Raw genomic sequence first — 15,609 nt, 5'->3', positions numbered from 1 at the left:
CAGCGATCAGTTACCAGCGGCGTCCCATGGGTAGCCGTTGGCGTCACGCTCTTCGGTGTATTTGGCGATGAGCGCCTTATACTCTTCCAGCAGTTCCTCACCGGGCAGACCGGCGGAGCTTGCCGTTTGCACCCATTCGTCAAGGAACTTCTCACCGGCTTTGACCAGTTTCGCGCGGTCTTCTTCGGGCAGGGTGATGACTTCGACGCCCTGCTCTTTCATGGAGGCGATGGCCTTTTCGTTGGCGGTGGTGATCAGACGACCGAATTCATCGGCCATGTCCGCGCCAACCTCGGCCAGAGTGGCCTGCTGCTCTTCCGTCAGGCTGTCATGCATGTCCTTGTTCATGAAGATGCCAAGGCCGCCGACCTGACCCCAATCGAGGATCGTGTAGCTGTCCATCACCTCGGCTTGTTTCAGCGCCGCGACGGCATAGCTGTAGCCCTGCGAGCAGTCGATCAGCCCGGTGTCGAGGCCCTGGTAGGCGTCATAGATCGACATGTTGACCATATTCGCGCCCTCCTCGCCAAAGACCTTGCCGTAAGCGCCGACGCCGCGGACCTTCTTGCCCGAAATGTCGTCGACGGATTTGATCGCGCCGCCCTTGCAGCCGATGTTGACCTGCGAGGTGGTCCAAGTGCCGATGTAGACGAGGTTCTTGTCGGCGAGGTCTTCTTGAATGGCTTCGTTGCTGCGCATCAGCTCATCCGTGGCGCGCATGCCGACCCAAGCGTCGGGGTTGTTCACCGGCAGGTCGGCGATGCCGTAGCCTGCCATCTCTTGCGGGTAGTAGACCGCGATGACCGAGCCGGTGTCGGCCACGCCATCGGCCAGCGATTGCACGGCGGCATTGGCTTTGAACAGCGCCCCGCCCCACTGGATGTCGAGGCGCATATCGCCGTCGGACCGTTCGGCGACCTGATCGGCGAACCACTGCAACGCCTGCGCGCGCGCACCGCGGTTCGGCCCGGCTTCCCCATGAATCAACACGGTCTCAGCGCTTACCGCGCCACCAGCCAGCGCCAGAGCTGCGGCGCAGCTCAGGTGTTTGAAAATTGTCATGTCGGCTCCTCCCAGAGACTTGTTTCGCAATGCGAACCGTTGTTTCGCATTTGTCGCAGGTCACGCTAGTCCGCGGACCGAAGGCGATCAAGCGAAACTTCGGCTAAAGGCAGGGAGAGCGGTTAGGCTATTGAATTTGTTAAGGGAAAATTTCCCGAAGGTTGGTGCAGGCGTGGAACAGCCCCACCAGACCCCGGAATCGGCTGCTCGGATCGAACGGCCCGTAGAAAAGGCGGCCACGCCCGCTCAGGACATGGCCGCTGAATCTTAATACCAGTCGCCGAATTTGACCTCGACATCGGTGCCGACGCGTTTGGCGAACTCTTGCGGGTCTTGGGTGCCGCCGTCTTTGCCCCGGAAGTGATAGGGGTAGACGTAAGCGGGCTTGAACTCGGCCACCGCCGAGGCGGCGGCGTTGGAATCCATGGTGAAGGGCAGGTTCATACAGACAAAAGCCAGCGAGATATCGGTCAGCCCGCGCATCTCGGGCGTGTCTTCGGTATCGCCCGAGATATAGACGCGGAAGCCGTCGAAGCCGAGGATATAGCCGTTGTCGCGCCCCTCGGGGTGGAACTTCTTGCGCTCTTCGGTGGTGTTATAGGCCGGGATCGCGTTGATCGGCAGGCCGTTGAACTCGGTATTCTCGCCATTGGCGATTTTGCTGGCCTTGGCGGCAAGCGCTTCGGGCAGCATGTCGAACACGGCGGGGTTGGTGATGATCTGCACGTCATCGCCTGCCAGTGCGGCCAGCGTATCTGCATTATAGTGATCCCCATGCTCATGGGTGATGAGGATCAGATCCGCCGGCGGGAAATCGCTGTATTGCGCGGGCTCGCCGACCGGATCAACATAGATCACGCCCTTTGGCGTCTCCAACACGATGGAGGCGTGATCGACGGGGTGGACGGTGATCGGTCCTGCGTCTGTGTCGAAGGTATCACCGCTCTGCGTGGCGGCGCGGGCGGCGAAAGGCAGCAGGGTCACGACGCCAGCGGCGGCGGCGGAGGTGGCAAGGAAATGGCGGCGGGTCTGGGACATTTCAGGCTCCTGTTGGTTGCTGGAACGGGACATAGCGGCCCCGCTCCGCATTTCAACGCGGCACCCGCCATGCGGCAAGCCTAGGCCGGGCGGAGGCCGAGAATTTCACGCGCTTGTGTAGCCGTGGCGACCGGACGCTCGTATTTCGCGCAGAGATCCGCCGCCCGCTGGATCAGCGCCGCGTTCGAGGGCGCCAGCGTATCGCGATCAAGGCGCACGTTATCCTCAAGCCCCGCGCGGGTGTGGCCGCCCGCCGCGATGGCCCATTCGTTCAGCACGATCTGGTTCGGCCCGATCCCGGCGGCACACCACTGCGCATCAGGCGCGAGGCGGTTCAGCGTCTTGATGTAGAAATCAAAGGTCTCACGGTCCACCGGCATGGCGTTTTTCACGCCCATGACGAATTGCACATAGAGCTGGCCGGGAATGCGCCCGTCGCGGTTCATCTCGGCGGCCTTGTGGATGTGGCTGAGATCAAAGGCTTCGATCTCGGGCTTGATCTCATGGGCTTTCATCTCCGAGGCCAGCCAATCGACCAATTCCGGCGGGTTCTCGTAAACCCGCGTCGGGAAGTTGTTGGACCCGACCGAGAGCGAGGCCATGTCGGGCCGCAGCGAAAGCATCCCGCCCCGCTCCCGCCCCGCGCCCGAACGCCCGCCGGTGGAGAACTGGATGATCATGCCGGGGCAGTGCTTTTGCACGCCTTCCATCAGCCGCGCGAACCTCTCGGGGTCCGAGGACGGGGTCTCGTCCTCGTTGCGCACATGGGCGTGGCAGATCGAGGCCCCGGCCTCGAAGGCCGCGTGGGTCGACTCGACCTGCTCGGCGATCGAGATCGGCACGGCGGGGTTGGCGGCTTTGGTGGGGACGGAGCCGGTGATGGCGACGCAGAGGATGCAGGGGGTGGTCATGGGGGGTGGTCCTGTAGTGTTTGGTGCTCAGGGTCGCATATGGCGGGGGCGGTGTACACTGGTTGGGAAGGTTCAGGCGCTGCCAAACCCCGAGGAGGTTTGGCACGAGGTTTACCATTCCTTTACCACCTGGGGGCAACCTCCACGGATGTCCTCCTATCGCCGTCCTCGCATTGCCGGTGCGACCATCTTCTTCACCGTCAACTTAGCCGACCGCCGGTCGGACATTCTGGTCCGGCATGTAGATTTTCTGCGCACTGCGATACGCCAAACCAAGGCAGAACGGCCGTTCCGGATCGACGCCTTCGTGGTGCTGCCGGATCATCTACATTGCGTTTGGACCCTGCCTCCCGGCGACTGCGATTACTCGCTGCGCTGGCGATTGATCAAGGCGCGGTTTTCAAGGGTCTTGCCGAAAGGCGCAACGCGGTCGAGCCATGACAGGCGCGGCGAACGCGGCCTTTGGCAGCGCCGCTTCTGGGAGCACCACATTCGGGATCGACGCGACTTCGACGCGCATGTCGGGTATTGTTGGAACAATCCCGTCAAGCACGGGTACGTCGAAAAACCAGAAGATTGGCGCTTGTCGTCCATCCACCGAAATGCGGCCCCGTAGGGTGCGTGGTCCCCACGCAACTTTGCATGCGAGGCGGCGCGTGCGTTGACGGTGTTCTTTGCGGGCGGTGACATGGTTTGAAAGGTGCGTGCGGAGCACGCACCTTACGGGTGGTTTTGGGGACCGCGCACCGAAAAATGGCCAGCTCTTAGCTGTCCATCTTCAGCGCCGAAATAAACGCCTCCTGCGGGATATCCACCTTCCCGAACTGGCGCATCTTCTTCTTACCGGCCTTCTGCTTCTCCAGCAGCTTCTTCTTCCGCGTGGCGTCGCCGCCGTAACACTTCGCCGTCACGTCCTTACGCATCGCCGAGAGCGTCTCGCGCGCGATGACCTTGCCGCCGATGGCCGCCTGGATCGGGATCTTAAACATGTGGCGCGGGATCAGGTCTTTGAGCTTTTCCACCATCGCCCGGCCGCGCATTTCGGCGCGGTCGCGGTGGACCATGGTTGAGAGCGCGTCGACGGGTTCATCGTTCACGAGGATCTGCATCTTGACCAGATTGTCCTGACGGTAGCCGATCATCTGATAATCAAAACTGGCGTAGCCCTTGGTGACCGACTTCAGCCGGTCGTAGAAATCGAACACCACCTCGTTCAGCGGCAGGTCATAGACCACCATGGCGCGGGAACCGGCATAGGTCAGGTCTTCCTGAATGCCGCGGCGGTCTTGGCAGAGCTTCAGCACGTCGCCGAGGTAGTCGTCGGGCACGAGGATCGTCGCCTTGATCCGCGGCTCCTCCATGTGATCGACCAGCGTCATGTCGGGCATGTCGGCAGGGTTGTGCAGCTCCTGCATCTCCCCGTCCTTCATGTGGACGTGGTAGATCACCGAAGGCGCGGTGGTGATGAGGTCGATGTCATACTCGCGCTCAAGCCGGTCGCGGATCACCTCAAGGTGCAAAAGGCCAAGGAAGCCGCAGCGGAAGCCGAAGCCAAGCGCGGCGGAAGTCTCCATCTCGTAAGTGAAGGAGGCGTCGTTCAGGGCGAGCTTCTCGATCGCCTCGCGCATGTCCTCGAAATCATTGGCGTCGACCGGGAAGAGACCACAGAACACCACCGGCACCGAGGGTTTGAAGCCCGGCAGCGCGGTTTCGCATTTGCGCTTCTCATGGGTGATCGTGTCGCCAACGCGGGTGTCGCGGACCTGTTTGATCGAGGCGTTGAGATAGCCGATCTCGCCGGGGCCGAGGCTGTCGACGCCGACCATCTTGGGCCGATAGACGCCTACGTCGTCCACGTCATAGGTGCCGCCGGTTTTCATCATGCGGATGCGGTCGCCCTTCTTCAGGGTGCCCTCCACGATGCGCACGATACAAATGACGCCAAGGTATTGGTCGTATTTACTGTCCACCAGCATCGCCTTCAGCGGCGCGTCGGGGTCGCCGCCCGTGGGCGCGGGCAGCTTGTTGACGATGGCTTCCAGCACGTCCGGGATGCCGACGCCGGTCTTGGCCGAGATCAGACAGGCCTCGGAGGCGTCGATGCCGATCACGTCCTCGATCTGTTCGCGCACGCGGTCGGGGTCGGAGGCGGGCAGGTCGACCTTGTTCAGCACCGGCACGATCTCATGATCTGCGTCGATTGCGGTATAGACATTGGCCAGCGTCTGCGCCTCAACCCCCTGCGTGGCGTCCACGACCAGCAGCGAGCCCTCGACCGCCTGCATGGAGCGCGCGACCTCATAGGCGAAGTCGACGTGTCCGGGCGTGTCGATCAGGTTCAACACATAGGTCTTGCCGTCCTTGGCCGGGTATTCGATGCGGACGGTGTTGGCCTTGATGGTGATGCCCCGCTCCCGCTCGATATCCATGTTATCCAGAAGCTGGCTTTGCATGTCGCGTTCGGCGACCGTGCCGGTGAGTTGGATCAACCGGTCGGCCAGCGTGGATTTGCCGTGGTCGATATGCGCCACGATGGAGAAGTTGCGGATGTTTTCAAGCGGTGTCATGCAAGGGGATATGGCGCAGAGCCGCGCCTGCGTCAATTGGCCATGAACGCGCCCATGCCCCCTGCCCGCACGTCACGGCGCTTTATCGCGGGTCGAAGGGCGCAGCCCCCCAATGGAGAATTGCGCGAAGCCCCCTTTTGCGGCATAGTGACGGGCAGAGCAGATCGGGCCGACAAGGGGAAAACCCCATGGTCCAGAACAATAGGGCAAATCAATGCGGACAGTTGCAAGTTTGATGGCGCTCGCCATCTTGGCGGGTTGTGGCGGATCACGTTATTCCAGCGATGCCGCCGTAGGACGTTTTTCCCCGACACCGGTGCTTTTCGCCACGGGACCAATTCAAAAGGCCTGTCTGGCCGATGGGCGCCGCGGTTCCAGCCATGCGCGCTGCGGCTGTGTGCAGGCGGTGGCGGATCAGACGCTGTCGCGCTCGGACCAGCGCCAGGGTGCCAAGATTTTCCGCGACCCGCACCGTTTGCAGGAAATGCGCCAATCCGATAACAAAAGCGACAACGCCTTCTGGAGCACTTGGAAAGCCTTTGGCCAAAGCGCTGCGGCGGCCTGTTCGAACACCTGAACGCTCAGCTTTCGCTAAGCGGCGGGCCAAAGCGGTCAATCAGCCGTCCGACGATCTGATCGCGGGCGGCGCGAAACTGCGTGAGCTTGGCCTCGCGCCCCTCGCCCAGCCCGGTGGGATCGAGGATCGGCCAATACTCCACATCAAGATGGTAAAACCGCGTCAGTTCCAGCGCCCGGCGCTGGCTGGCGGGGCTTAGCGCGATGACAAGGTCGAATGAACCAAGGTCGTCGCCCCATTCCTCCATCTCATCGAAACTGCGGCTGCGGTGGCGGTCCAACTCTACATCCAACTCGCTGCATACGGCGATGGAAAAGCCGTCGATCTCCATATCGTTCTTGACGCCGACGGATTGGACATAGGTGCCGGTGCCGTAAAACTTCTTCATCAACCCCTCGGCCATGGGAGAGCGGACGGCGTTGTGATCGCAGCAGAAGAGAACGGATTGAGGCAGCGGCTGCGTCATTTATCCGCCGAAATGCAGAACACAGATCAGGGTAAAGAGCCGCCGCGCGGTGTCGGTGTCGATCTCGGCCTTGCCCGACAGCCGCTCTTGCAGCACGCGGGAGCCTTCGTTGTGGATGCCGCGCCGGGCCATGTCGATCGTCTCGATCTGGCTGGGGGGCAGTTTCTTGACCGCTTCGAAATAGCTTTCGCAGATTTGGAAGTAATCCTTCACCACTTGCCGGAAGGGGCCGAGGGAGAGGTGAAATTCCGCTGCCTTTTCAGCCGCCTCGGTCTGCACATCAAAGACCAGACGTTTGTCGCGGATAGAGAGGGACAGATGGTAAGGCCCTTCGGGCACCGGCCCCTTTTCGCGTTCGGGCAGGATGAAACTGTTCTCTTCCAGCAGGTCGAACATGGCCACCTTACGCTCCTGATCGATCTCGGGCGTGGGCGGCGGCATGTTCGCGTCATCAAGCGCGATATGGGTGATGCGGGTCATCGGCGCATCCTTTTTGCTGGCGATACCCTTTCGTGGATAGCGCAGCGGTGGGGAGGGGGCAATGCGCGAGAACACGCGCGCCCGCGATTGCGCCCCGTCAGCGCATTTGACGATACGTCAGAAGCATCGGCAGGGCCGAGAGCGCGCAGGCGGGGGCAGCGCTGCCCCCTGCCCTAGTCGTTGAGTTTGCGCAGACGCGCGGTGACCGACAGGCCATGCGCCTCAAGGCTTTCGGACTGGGCCAGCCGCTCTGCCGCGGGGCCGATGGCCTTGAGCGCCTCGGGCGACATCTGCGCCAGCGTCGTCCGCTTCATGAAATCCAGCACCGACAGGCCAGAGGAGAAACGCGCCGAGCGCGCCGTGGGCAGAACGTGGTTCGGCCCGCCGACGTAATCGCCGATCGCCTCGGGCGTCCATTGGCCAAGGAAGATCGCCCCGGCGTGGGTGATCTTGTCCGACAGCGCCTTCGGGTCCGCCACGCAAAGCTCAAGGTGCTCTGGCGCGATGCGGTTGCTGAGGGCGGCGGCGGCGTCAAGGTCCGGCACGGTGATGATCGCCCCATTGTCGCGCCAGCTTGCGCCCGCGATGGCGCGGCGTTCGAGGGTGAGCAGACGTTTCTCAACCGCCTCTTCCACCGCGCGGGCAAAGGCAGAGTCAGTGGTGATCAGGATGCTCTGCGCGCTCTCGTCATGTTCGGCTTGGCTGAGCAGATCGAGGGCGATGAAATCGGGATCATTCTCTCCATCAGCGATGACAAGGATCTCGGATGGCCCCGCGATCATGTCGATGCCGACCTTGCCAAAAACGCGGCGTTTGGCGGCGGCGACGAAAGCGTTGCCGGGGCCGGTGATCTTGTCCACCGGGGGGATCGTTTCAGTGCCATAGGCCAGTGCCGCCACGGCCTGCGCGCCGCCGATGCGGTAAATCTCATCCACCCCGGCGATGCGGGCGGCCAGCAGCACAAGCGGGTTCAGTACGCCATCGGGCGTCGGCACGACCATCGCCAGACGCGCCACCCCCGCTACCTTGGCCGGGACCGCGTTCATCAGCACCGAAGACGGATAGCTTGCCAACCCGCCCGGCACATAGAGGCCCGCGGCGGAAACCGGCGTCCAGCGCCAGCCCAGCGTGGCGCCATCGGGGTCGGTCCACTCCGCATCCTCCGGCAATTGGCGGGCGTGATAGGCGCGTATGCGGTCGGCGGCGAGTTCCAGCGCCTTGCGGTCTTCGGGAGAGACTTCGGCCACGGCGGCGTCGACCTCTTCCGCGCTGATACGCAGGGTCTCGGCGGTCAGGGTCACGCGGTCGAATTTCTGCGACAGGTCGATCACGGCGGCATCGCCACGGGCGCGCACATCGGCAATGATCTCGGCCACCACGGCATCGACATCGGGGCTGTCCTCGCGCTTGGCGTTTAGCAGTTTGTCAAAAGCCGCTTCGAAATCGGCGGCAGAGGCATCGAGCGTGACGGGCATGGGTTCAAGCTTTCGTAGAGGGGCCGCTGCGCAGGGCTAGCCCGAAAATGTTAAGACGCCTGCGGGCGGCGCAGGCTCGGCTCGGCCCGCAGACCCGCGGTTTTAGAGGTGGCAGCGGGGGCGGCACGCTGCGCCAGTCGCATGGCGCGGGTGTCTTGAGCGTTGTCGAAGATTGCACGCGCCACTTGAGCAACAAGAATGGCAGACAAGCCACCCGAGACCAGCGCAAGCGGCACCACCAAAGTCGCGACAGAGAGCGATGCAAGCATTTGCACCCCGCCTAGCACACACCCTAGCAGGATCAGCGCCCAGCCGGAGACCTCGGTCAGAAACGCGGTGATGCGACCCCGGGTAAATCTGTTCTGTTTCAGTTCAGGCATCTTGCGATCCTTGCCCGCCGTGCGGCGGCGTCACTCAGGGTGAACGGGCCGTTTCTTGGACGGGGCGACATAGGGGCGGGTCACGTCCTTGAGCGTTACCTCAAGCGCTTCGACCTGCAACCGGATCGCGCCATCGCCAGCCAATGTCAGCGTCACATGGCCCGACGGCGCGTCGCCCTCTTCAAAAGCGATATCGAGCAGCGACAGGATCGTATCGGCATCGCCCTGCGGCACGCCTTGGCTGGCAACACGCTGCACGTTGTTGAACATCAGCACCGATTGCACCCGTTCGGGCGCATGACGCGCCGCCCCCGTATCCTCATGCCGCAAGCGGTTCAGCAGCAGCGCAAAGCGCGCGCCCGCGCGGTGCCAGCGCATTTCGGAGGCGGGAAAGACCGCGTCTTGGGTCAGCGAGGCGATCACCGTCAGATCCTCGGCATCCAATGCGCCAAGGTTCAGCGGCGCTTCGCGGCCATCTTCGAAACGTGCATCTTCGGTCATTTGTCGCTGATCCTTTCGATATCCGCCCCAACGCCGCGCAGTTTGGAGACCACATGCTCATAGCCGCGATCAAGGTGGTAGACCCGGCTGACCGTGGTCTCCCCAGTGGCGGCCAACCCGGCGAGGATGAGGGAAATCGACGCCCGCAGATCGGTCGCCATAACCGGCGCCCCTTTGAGCTTTTCGACACCGGTGACCTTGGCCGTACCACCCTGCACATCAATCCGCGCACCCATGCGTATCAGCTCCGGCGCGTGCATGAAGCGATTCTCAAAAATCTTTTCTTCCAGAACCGAGGTGCCTTCGGCGGTGCAGAGCAGCGCCATCATCTGCGCTTGAAGATCGGTCGGGAAACCGGGGAACGGCTCGGTGGTGACATCCACCGCCGAAATCCGCCCGTTGCGCCGTGCGACTTTGAGGCCCGCATCAGTCTCACTCACGTCGATGCCCGCCGCGTCGAGCTTTTCGCAAAACGCCTCCAGCAGGTCGATTCGCCCGCCCAGAAGCTCGACCTCACCGCCGCAGAAGGCGGGGGCCAGCATATAGGTGCCAAGCTCGATCCGGTCGGTCACGACCTTATGGGTGGCGCCATGCAGGCTGTCGACGCCCTGAATGGTGATGCTGGAGGTCCCATCGCCTTCGATCTGCGCGCCCATGGCCCGCAGACAATCCGCAAGATCGACGATCTCAGGCTCGCGCGCGGCGTTATTGATGACGGTGGTTCCTTTGGCGAGGGTGGCGGCCATGAGGATATTCTCGGTCGCTCCGACAGAGGCAAAGGGGAAGTCGATCACCGCCCCCTTCAGTTTGCCGCCCGCAGCCTTGGCATGAAGATAGCCGTCCCGCAGGTCGATCTCCGCCCCCATCTTGGCCAGACCGTCGGTGTGAATGTCCATCGGGCGCGCGCCAATCGCGCAGCCGCCGGGGAGCGAGACTTCGGCATGGCCTTCGCGCGCCAAAAGCGGCCCCAAGACCAGATTCGACGCGCGCATCTTGCGCACGATGTCATATTCGGCCCTTGTGTTGATCTCCCCATGGCTTGCCATGGTGATGACCTTGCCGTCCTGCATCGCGGCCACTTCGGCGCCGAGAGACTGCAAGAGCTGCGTCATCGTGCGAATGTCGCTGAGACGCGGCGCATTGGTCAGCGTCAGCGGCTCTTCGCTCAGCAATGTCGCGGGCATCAGCGCCAGACAGGCGTTCTTTGCGCCCGCGATGGGAATTTGCCCGTTGAGCGCACCGCCGCCCCTGACCAGAATGGAATCCATCGTTCAGCTGTCCTTTTCCGGCCCCTCGGGGCCATTGCCTGTATCCTGCGCCACATCCTCGGCCCGCGCGCGCGCCTGCGCCTTGCGCCGCGCCATATTCGCCTTGAGCGCAGCCTTCAGCCGCGCCTCCCGCGCAGAGGGTGTTTTCGCGTTCTTTTCCGGGGCGTTTTGCTTTGCCATGCCGCCTATCTAGCGCAGGGGGCAAGAAGGGTCCAGATCAGGGGTTGCGCCCCCTTTCGATTACGGCTAATCACCCGCCCACGGCGCTGCTGTAGCTCAGAGGTAGAGCACTCCCTTGGTAAGGGAGAGGTCGAGAGTTCAATTCTCTCCAGCAGCACCATGAAACTCCCTTATTTCCAGCTATGCCTCGCAAGAGCGATGGTCCCTCGACACCTCAAGCACCCTTACAGATCGAATCGACACCCCCGCCCCGATAACCCGGGACGGCGGCGCCAAAACCTCACATCAAATCACGACGCCTCAAACACGCCACAAGCGATACGCGAACCCGCGTCGCCCGATGGCTGCGATTCGTAATCGTCTGCGCCGCTGTGAATGATGAAGGCCGCACCGTCCTCATCATTGATCATGGTCTCGATATCGAGCAGGTCGAGAAAGACTTCGGCTTCCAGCACCCCATCTTCACCCACGACCATATTGGGCATATCACCGGGATGCGGCCCACCTTCGACGAGCACACCGTGCTTGCGGTCCCCCGCGATATGACCACCGGCGGATTTGAAATCCTCGGCCGAACAATCGCCGGTCTCATGCAGGTGCACGCCGTGGGTGCCCGCAGGCACGCCGGTCACGTCGATCTTGACCAAGGTGCGGCCCGATGCGGTCGTGTTCAGCGAAACATTGCCCGAGATATCGTTAGAATTGCCAGCGACCTGAGCCGTCGCCGCCGTTTGCATATGGCTTTCGGCCTGCGCCGCCACGGCGCCAGTTGTGGCCAAAGCAGCCCCGAGTAGGATATTGCGCAGATACATGGCTTCCTCCTTTGGGTTATATGTCCGATGATGGCTCAACCCACCCGGCCCGCGTCGGGTTCCTCTTGATGCAGGGCGAGGCTTGCCCCTATAAGCGGCCGAGTGCTCCCTTAGCTCAGCTGGATAGAGCAGCCGACTTCTAATCGGCAGGCCGAGGGTTCGAATCCTTCAGGGAGCGCCACTTTCTTCCACACTTGGGCCCTCCCCACCTAAACGCGCGAAAAATCCTCGATCGCCGCGGCGATGAGATGCGGGAAGGTCGGCTTGCCAAGCATGGCAACAGGCTCAAGCGCGCTTAGCCGCTGCTGGGTGAGATCGTCCAGATTGCCGCTCATGAAGACGCAGCGGATGTTGTGTTCTGCCAGCAGCCACTGCGCCACCTCTTCACCGGAATCGCCATTGGCGAGCCGCAGGTCCATGAAGGCCAGATCGGGCCGGGTCTGCGCCACCACCTCCCGGCAGGTCGCGAAATCCTTGACCGGGCCAAGGACGGAATGTTGAAGCTGTTCGAGCTGCATCTGAAGGTCCAACGCAATCAAGAATTCGTCTTCGACAATCAGAATATTCACCGGGCATCACCCGGCGGGCATGGGAACCTCAATTTCAACGCAATAACCATGCTCTGTTGCCCTCTTATCCATCGTCGCCCCAAGCTGGCCGACAATGCCCGCCACGATCTTCGAACCGAGACCGACCCTACCTACACTCTCCGCGTTGCCGATCCCATCGTCCGACACCGTTAACGTCAAAAGGTCTCCCTCTTGATGCAAACGAACATCAACCCTGCCCTGTTCCCGCGCGACGAAGGCATGTTTATGCGCATTGGTCACAAGCTCATTGATCAGCAGCGCAAGGTTGATGGCCAAATCGGTCGGCACGGTGACCGACGGCGCATCGACGACAGTCTCGATCTGCTTGCTATCTGTTTCGGTACTGGCTGAAAGGAAATCGACAAGCTGCGGGATGTATTCACCGACATCCACATGGGTAACGTTATGCGATTTATAGATAAGTTCATGGACGGAGCTTACCGCATGCACCCGGAGCGAGGCCTGTTGCAGGCTGTGTTTGACAGACGCATCGTCCACCGACGCAGCCTCAAGACGCAGAATGCTCGACACCAGATGCAGGCTGTTCTTAATCCGGTGGTTCACGTCGCCAAGCAGTGTTTCCTTCTGCTCAAGAAGCTTGTCACGCTCGGTCAGGGTCTTCTGCAAGACCTCTTCGCGCTTCTTGGAATGGGTCAGATCGAGGGTGGCACCGATGAACCGCGCGGGCTTGTCATGTTCGAAAAGAACTTCACCACGCGTGTTCAGCCACCGGGTTTCCCCATTGGGCAAGACGATCCGATAATCGGCATTCACCGTGGCATCATTGGCCATCGTTTCGCCCAAGCTTTGGTTCACATGCGCCAGATCATCGGGATGGATACGCCGGAACAGCTTGGCCATGGGGATTGTCCCCTCGGTATCGGCATAGCCGAACAGATTGGCCAATTCCTGCGAGATATTCGCGGTTCCGGTCTGAAGGTCCAACTCACCATAGCCGATCCCCGACACCTGCTTGGCCAGATTGAGCCGTATCGCCTGATCACGGCGACCGATAAATTCCGAGGTGACATCCTCGACATGGTGGATCAGCGCGATCAGCTTGCCATCTTCGAACACGGGCGTGTTCAATGGTTGCCAATATTTCTCTTCAAAGGCCCCGTCGGCGCTGTCGCGAATGGGGATATTGTACTTCTGCACGGCCATGCGGTGCTGTTTGCCCGTGGCGGCGACGATCTCAAGCGACTTGCCCAGATTATTGGTGCCATCTGCCGTCGCGTCGGAAGGGTCATCCGGGAAAGCGTCGAACAGATGTTTCCCGACGAGGTCCTCCGCTTTTGACCCGGTGATGAATAGGTACCGGTCATTCACGTCGATAATCTTCAAATCGGTATCTAGAACGAGATACCCGTGGGGGGATGCCGCAAAAATTGCAGATCTCGACACGCTACCGTTCGCCGATCTTTCACCACCCATATTCTTCCCTATAAACTTCCTTCAATCTCTCTGGCCACCATATCCCCTTAACTTTGAACAGAAAAGCTCAGCCTCCTTGATATAAGTTAAGCAGCGATATGGCGGCGCGCCGCAGCAAATGATGGCCTGCTCAATTATTCGGCAAGCTAAGAACTCAGGTAATGAATGACGCGCATAAATGGCGCGTCTTTTTACGATTGGCGCTTTTGCACCTCTATTCAAGTCGCAGCACCCTGAGGCGTGCCAATTGAATTAAGACTGCGCGCATTCGCTTACTCGACCGGCGTATTCAGAGGGAGAGGCCCCGCCCCGAATTGGGAAAGGGCCGATCACGCGGCCACAAGCGCTTCCTCTGCCGCGATTTCCGAGGCGCAGAGGGGCAGATCGACGGTGAACTTCGTCCCAATGCCAACGGTGCTTTCTACGCGGATGTCCCCCTCATGCGCGGCGGCGAGCTTTTTGCTGATCGCAAGGCCAAGACCAGTGCCGCCATCAGCGCTTTTGCTGGCTGTTTCCGCTTGAATGAAGGCTTGGAAAATCCGCTGCAAATCCTCTGCCGGCATCCCGCAACCGTTGTCTTCGACCTCAAGTCGGCATGTATCGCCGACCCGCTTGGCGCGCATGCGAATGCTGGAGGCCGAGGAGAACTTCAGCGCGTTGCCCAAGAGATTGATCAGGATCTGCTTGCAGCGCCCGCGGTCGGCGAAAACGTCAAATTCATCATATTCGATTTCCAGCACCGCCTGTTTTTCCTTGGCCAGCCCCTGAAATTGCTCTGCCAATTCGGCCAGCAAATCGCCCGCCGCAAAAGAGGTTCTGTTGAGCTTCACGGAATTCAATTCAATGCTCGTATAGTCGAGAAGTTCGTTGATAATGGTCAACAGATGGTCGCCCGCCGATTTGATACGCCCGCCGTAGCGCTCTGTCTGGTCGCCCAACTCATCGAAATGCACCTTTGAGATCGGCTCGTTCGGTTTCAGCTTGGCCATGGTATGGCCTTTGAGGTTGGTCAGAAAGCTGGCGTAGCCGTTGATGATGGTCAGCGGCGTGCGCAGCTCATGGCTCAGAACACTCATGAACTCCGACTTGGCGCGGCTGGCATCGCGGGCCTCATCCCGCGCTTGGCGCAGCTCGACGATGTTCTCCATCCGGGTGCGGTTTTCGATGAAATAGGTGAAAAGCCCGCCCATCACGATCATCGCAGCCGTCCCCGCGATGACCATCGCCAGCAATCTGAATTCATCCGGGTTGCTATGACCGGTCAAACAGGTCGGCGTCACATGAAAGGCGGCCATGCCGGTGAAATGCAGCCCGATGATCGCCAGCGCAAAGCTGCCCGTCATCTTGCCCGTGGCGTATTTCCCGTTTTGCGCGCCAAAGAACAAGGCCACAGTCGATAGCACCATGGCCAGCAGAACCGAGGCGACGAGATAGGTCTTGTCCCAAAAGATGACCCCCTCGATCCGATAGGCGACCATCCCGGTGTAATGCATGGCCGAGATCGACAGCCCCAAGATCACCCCGCCAATCACGGTGGTGACCCGCCTGCGGAACATCCCGGCGATCAGAATGCCCACCGTAGACCCGATAATCGCGATCAGTAGCGAGGCGAAGGTCAGCCCGAAATCAAAGCTGACCGGCGCGTCGGGCTGATAGGCCAGCATGGCGATGAAATGCGTGCACCAGATGGCGATGCCCGAGGTCACGGCGGTCAGAAAATACCACAACAACGCCTGTCGCGGCGTTTGTTTAAGCGCGTGCCGGTAAAGGTTTGCGATCACCCAGCTGCCGAATGCGCACAAAAGCGCGGCAAGCAAGACCAGCGTCATATCGTGGTCCGAGTGCATAGAATGAGCCACAGTCAGCAT

Annotated in this window: 17 protein-coding genes and 2 tRNA genes; 4 read left to right on the top strand and 15 right to left on the bottom strand. The window is 61.2% G+C overall.

Annotated features, from left to right (window positions below):
- Positions 1–6: 6 nt before the first annotated feature.
- The 3 genes from ACGYK9_RS04955 to ACGYK9_RS04945 form a co-directional block, all read right to left on the bottom strand.
- Positions 7–1,062 (bottom strand): C4-dicarboxylate TRAP transporter substrate-binding protein, encoded by a 1,056-nt coding sequence (locus tag ACGYK9_RS04955; RefSeq protein WP_394412332.1) that lies wholly within the window; start codon positions 1,060–1,062, stop codon positions 7–9.
- 267 nt (positions 1,063–1,329) lie between these two features.
- On the bottom strand, positions 1,330–2,100 hold the full coding sequence (locus tag ACGYK9_RS04950; RefSeq protein WP_394412335.1) for an MBL fold metallo-hydrolase: 771 nt from the start codon (positions 2,098–2,100) through the stop codon (positions 1,330–1,332).
- A gap of 80 nt (positions 2,101–2,180) precedes the next feature.
- Positions 2,181–3,011 (bottom strand): 3-keto-5-aminohexanoate cleavage protein, encoded by an 831-nt coding sequence (locus tag ACGYK9_RS04945; protein ID WP_394412338.1) that lies wholly within the window; start codon positions 3,009–3,011, stop codon positions 2,181–2,183.
- Between the two features lie 148 nt (positions 3,012–3,159).
- Here ACGYK9_RS04945 and ACGYK9_RS04940 point away from each other — a divergent pair, with 148 nt between their 5' ends.
- On the top strand, positions 3,160–3,627 hold the full coding sequence (locus ACGYK9_RS04940; protein WP_394412341.1) for an REP-associated tyrosine transposase: 468 nt from the start codon (positions 3,160–3,162) through the stop codon (positions 3,625–3,627).
- 148 nt (positions 3,628–3,775) lie between these two features.
- Here ACGYK9_RS04940 and lepA read toward each other — a convergent pair whose 3' ends face one another.
- Complete coding sequence (gene lepA, locus ACGYK9_RS04935) at positions 3,776–5,578, bottom strand: translation elongation factor 4 (RefSeq protein WP_067266602.1); 1,803 nt, start codon at positions 5,576–5,578, stop codon at positions 3,776–3,778.
- Positions 5,579–5,792: 214 nt separating this feature from the next.
- Here lepA and ACGYK9_RS04930 point away from each other — a divergent pair, with 214 nt between their 5' ends.
- Positions 5,793–6,155 carry a hypothetical protein gene (locus ACGYK9_RS04930; RefSeq protein WP_276154098.1) on the top strand — a complete coding sequence of 121 codons (363 nt, stop codon included), beginning with the start codon at positions 5,793–5,795 and terminating at the stop codon, positions 6,153–6,155.
- A 4-nt stretch (positions 6,156–6,159) separates the two neighbouring features.
- On the opposite strand, the gene ACGYK9_RS04925 is transcribed toward ACGYK9_RS04930, so the two are convergent.
- The 7 genes from ACGYK9_RS04925 to ACGYK9_RS04895 all read right to left on the bottom strand — a co-directional run bounded on the left by ACGYK9_RS04925 (position 6,160) and on the right by ACGYK9_RS04895 (position 10,905).
- On the bottom strand, positions 6,160–6,621 hold the full coding sequence (locus ACGYK9_RS04925; RefSeq protein ID WP_394412344.1) for a low molecular weight phosphatase family protein: 462 nt from the start codon (positions 6,619–6,621) through the stop codon (positions 6,160–6,162).
- Positions 6,622–7,125 carry a UPF0262 family protein gene (locus ACGYK9_RS04920; RefSeq protein ID WP_269451601.1) on the bottom strand — a complete coding sequence of 168 codons (504 nt, stop codon included), beginning with the start codon at positions 7,123–7,125 and terminating at the stop codon, positions 6,622–6,624. It lies immediately after the preceding gene.
- 149 nt (positions 7,126–7,274) lie between these two features.
- A complete protein-coding gene (hisD, locus tag ACGYK9_RS04915; protein WP_394412347.1) occupies positions 7,275–8,576 on the bottom strand; it encodes a histidinol dehydrogenase in 1,302 nt (433 codons plus the stop codon).
- Positions 8,577–8,626: 50 nt separating this feature from the next.
- A complete protein-coding gene (locus tag ACGYK9_RS04910; protein ID WP_394412350.1) occupies positions 8,627–8,956 on the bottom strand; it encodes a hypothetical protein in 330 nt (109 codons plus the stop codon).
- A gap of 30 nt (positions 8,957–8,986) precedes the next feature.
- Entirely contained in the window at positions 8,987–9,457 is a 471-nt protein-coding gene (locus tag ACGYK9_RS04905; protein WP_394412353.1) for a DUF2948 family protein, read from the bottom strand.
- On the bottom strand, positions 9,454–10,725 hold the full coding sequence (gene murA / locus ACGYK9_RS04900; RefSeq protein ID WP_394412355.1) for a UDP-N-acetylglucosamine 1-carboxyvinyltransferase: 1,272 nt from the start codon (positions 10,723–10,725) through the stop codon (positions 9,454–9,456). Before murA ends, ACGYK9_RS04905 begins: the two co-directional genes overlap by 4 nt.
- Positions 10,726–10,728: 3 nt before the next feature.
- Positions 10,729–10,905, bottom strand: a complete 177-nt coding sequence (locus ACGYK9_RS04895) for a hypothetical protein (protein ID WP_168612795.1) — start codon at positions 10,903–10,905, stop codon at positions 10,729–10,731.
- A gap of 85 nt (positions 10,906–10,990) precedes the next feature.
- Here ACGYK9_RS04895 and ACGYK9_RS04890 point away from each other — a divergent pair.
- Positions 10,991–11,065: transfer RNA gene (locus ACGYK9_RS04890), tRNA-Thr, on the top strand.
- Positions 11,066–11,195: 130 nt separating this feature from the next.
- Here the strand turns inward: ACGYK9_RS04890 and ACGYK9_RS04885 are convergent.
- Complete coding sequence (locus ACGYK9_RS04885) at positions 11,196–11,717, bottom strand: superoxide dismutase family protein (RefSeq protein ID WP_394412358.1); 522 nt, start codon at positions 11,715–11,717, stop codon at positions 11,196–11,198.
- 104 nt (positions 11,718–11,821) lie between these two features.
- On the opposite strand from ACGYK9_RS04885, the gene ACGYK9_RS04880 reads away from it, so the two are divergent.
- Positions 11,822–11,898, top strand: a tRNA-Arg gene (locus ACGYK9_RS04880).
- 28 nt (positions 11,899–11,926) lie between these two features.
- Here ACGYK9_RS04880 and ACGYK9_RS04875 read toward each other — a convergent pair.
- The 3 genes from ACGYK9_RS04875 to ACGYK9_RS04865 all read right to left on the bottom strand — a co-directional run bounded on the left by ACGYK9_RS04875 (position 11,927) and on the right by ACGYK9_RS04865 (position 15,570).
- Positions 11,927–12,286, bottom strand: coding sequence for a response regulator (locus ACGYK9_RS04875; RefSeq protein WP_394412361.1), 360 nt, complete (start codon positions 12,284–12,286; stop codon positions 11,927–11,929).
- A gap of 6 nt (positions 12,287–12,292) precedes the next feature.
- Positions 12,293–13,741: a histidine kinase dimerization/phosphoacceptor domain -containing protein gene (locus ACGYK9_RS04870; RefSeq protein ID WP_394412364.1), complete on the bottom strand. Its 1,449-nt coding sequence runs from the start codon at positions 13,739–13,741 to the stop codon at positions 12,293–12,295.
- A 329-nt stretch (positions 13,742–14,070) separates the two neighbouring features.
- On the bottom strand, positions 14,071–15,570 hold the full coding sequence (locus tag ACGYK9_RS04865) for an MHYT domain-containing protein (protein WP_394412368.1): 1,500 nt from the start codon (positions 15,568–15,570) through the stop codon (positions 14,071–14,073).
- Positions 15,571–15,609 lie beyond the last annotated feature (39 nt).

Source organism: Sulfitobacter sp. 1A15258, assembly GCF_043557045.1.
Taxonomy (GTDB): Bacteria; Pseudomonadota; Alphaproteobacteria; order Rhodobacterales; family Rhodobacteraceae; genus Sulfitobacter; species Sulfitobacter faviae.
Note: the sequence above shows the minus strand (reverse complement) of the source record. Positions and strands in the feature narration are given on the sequence as shown.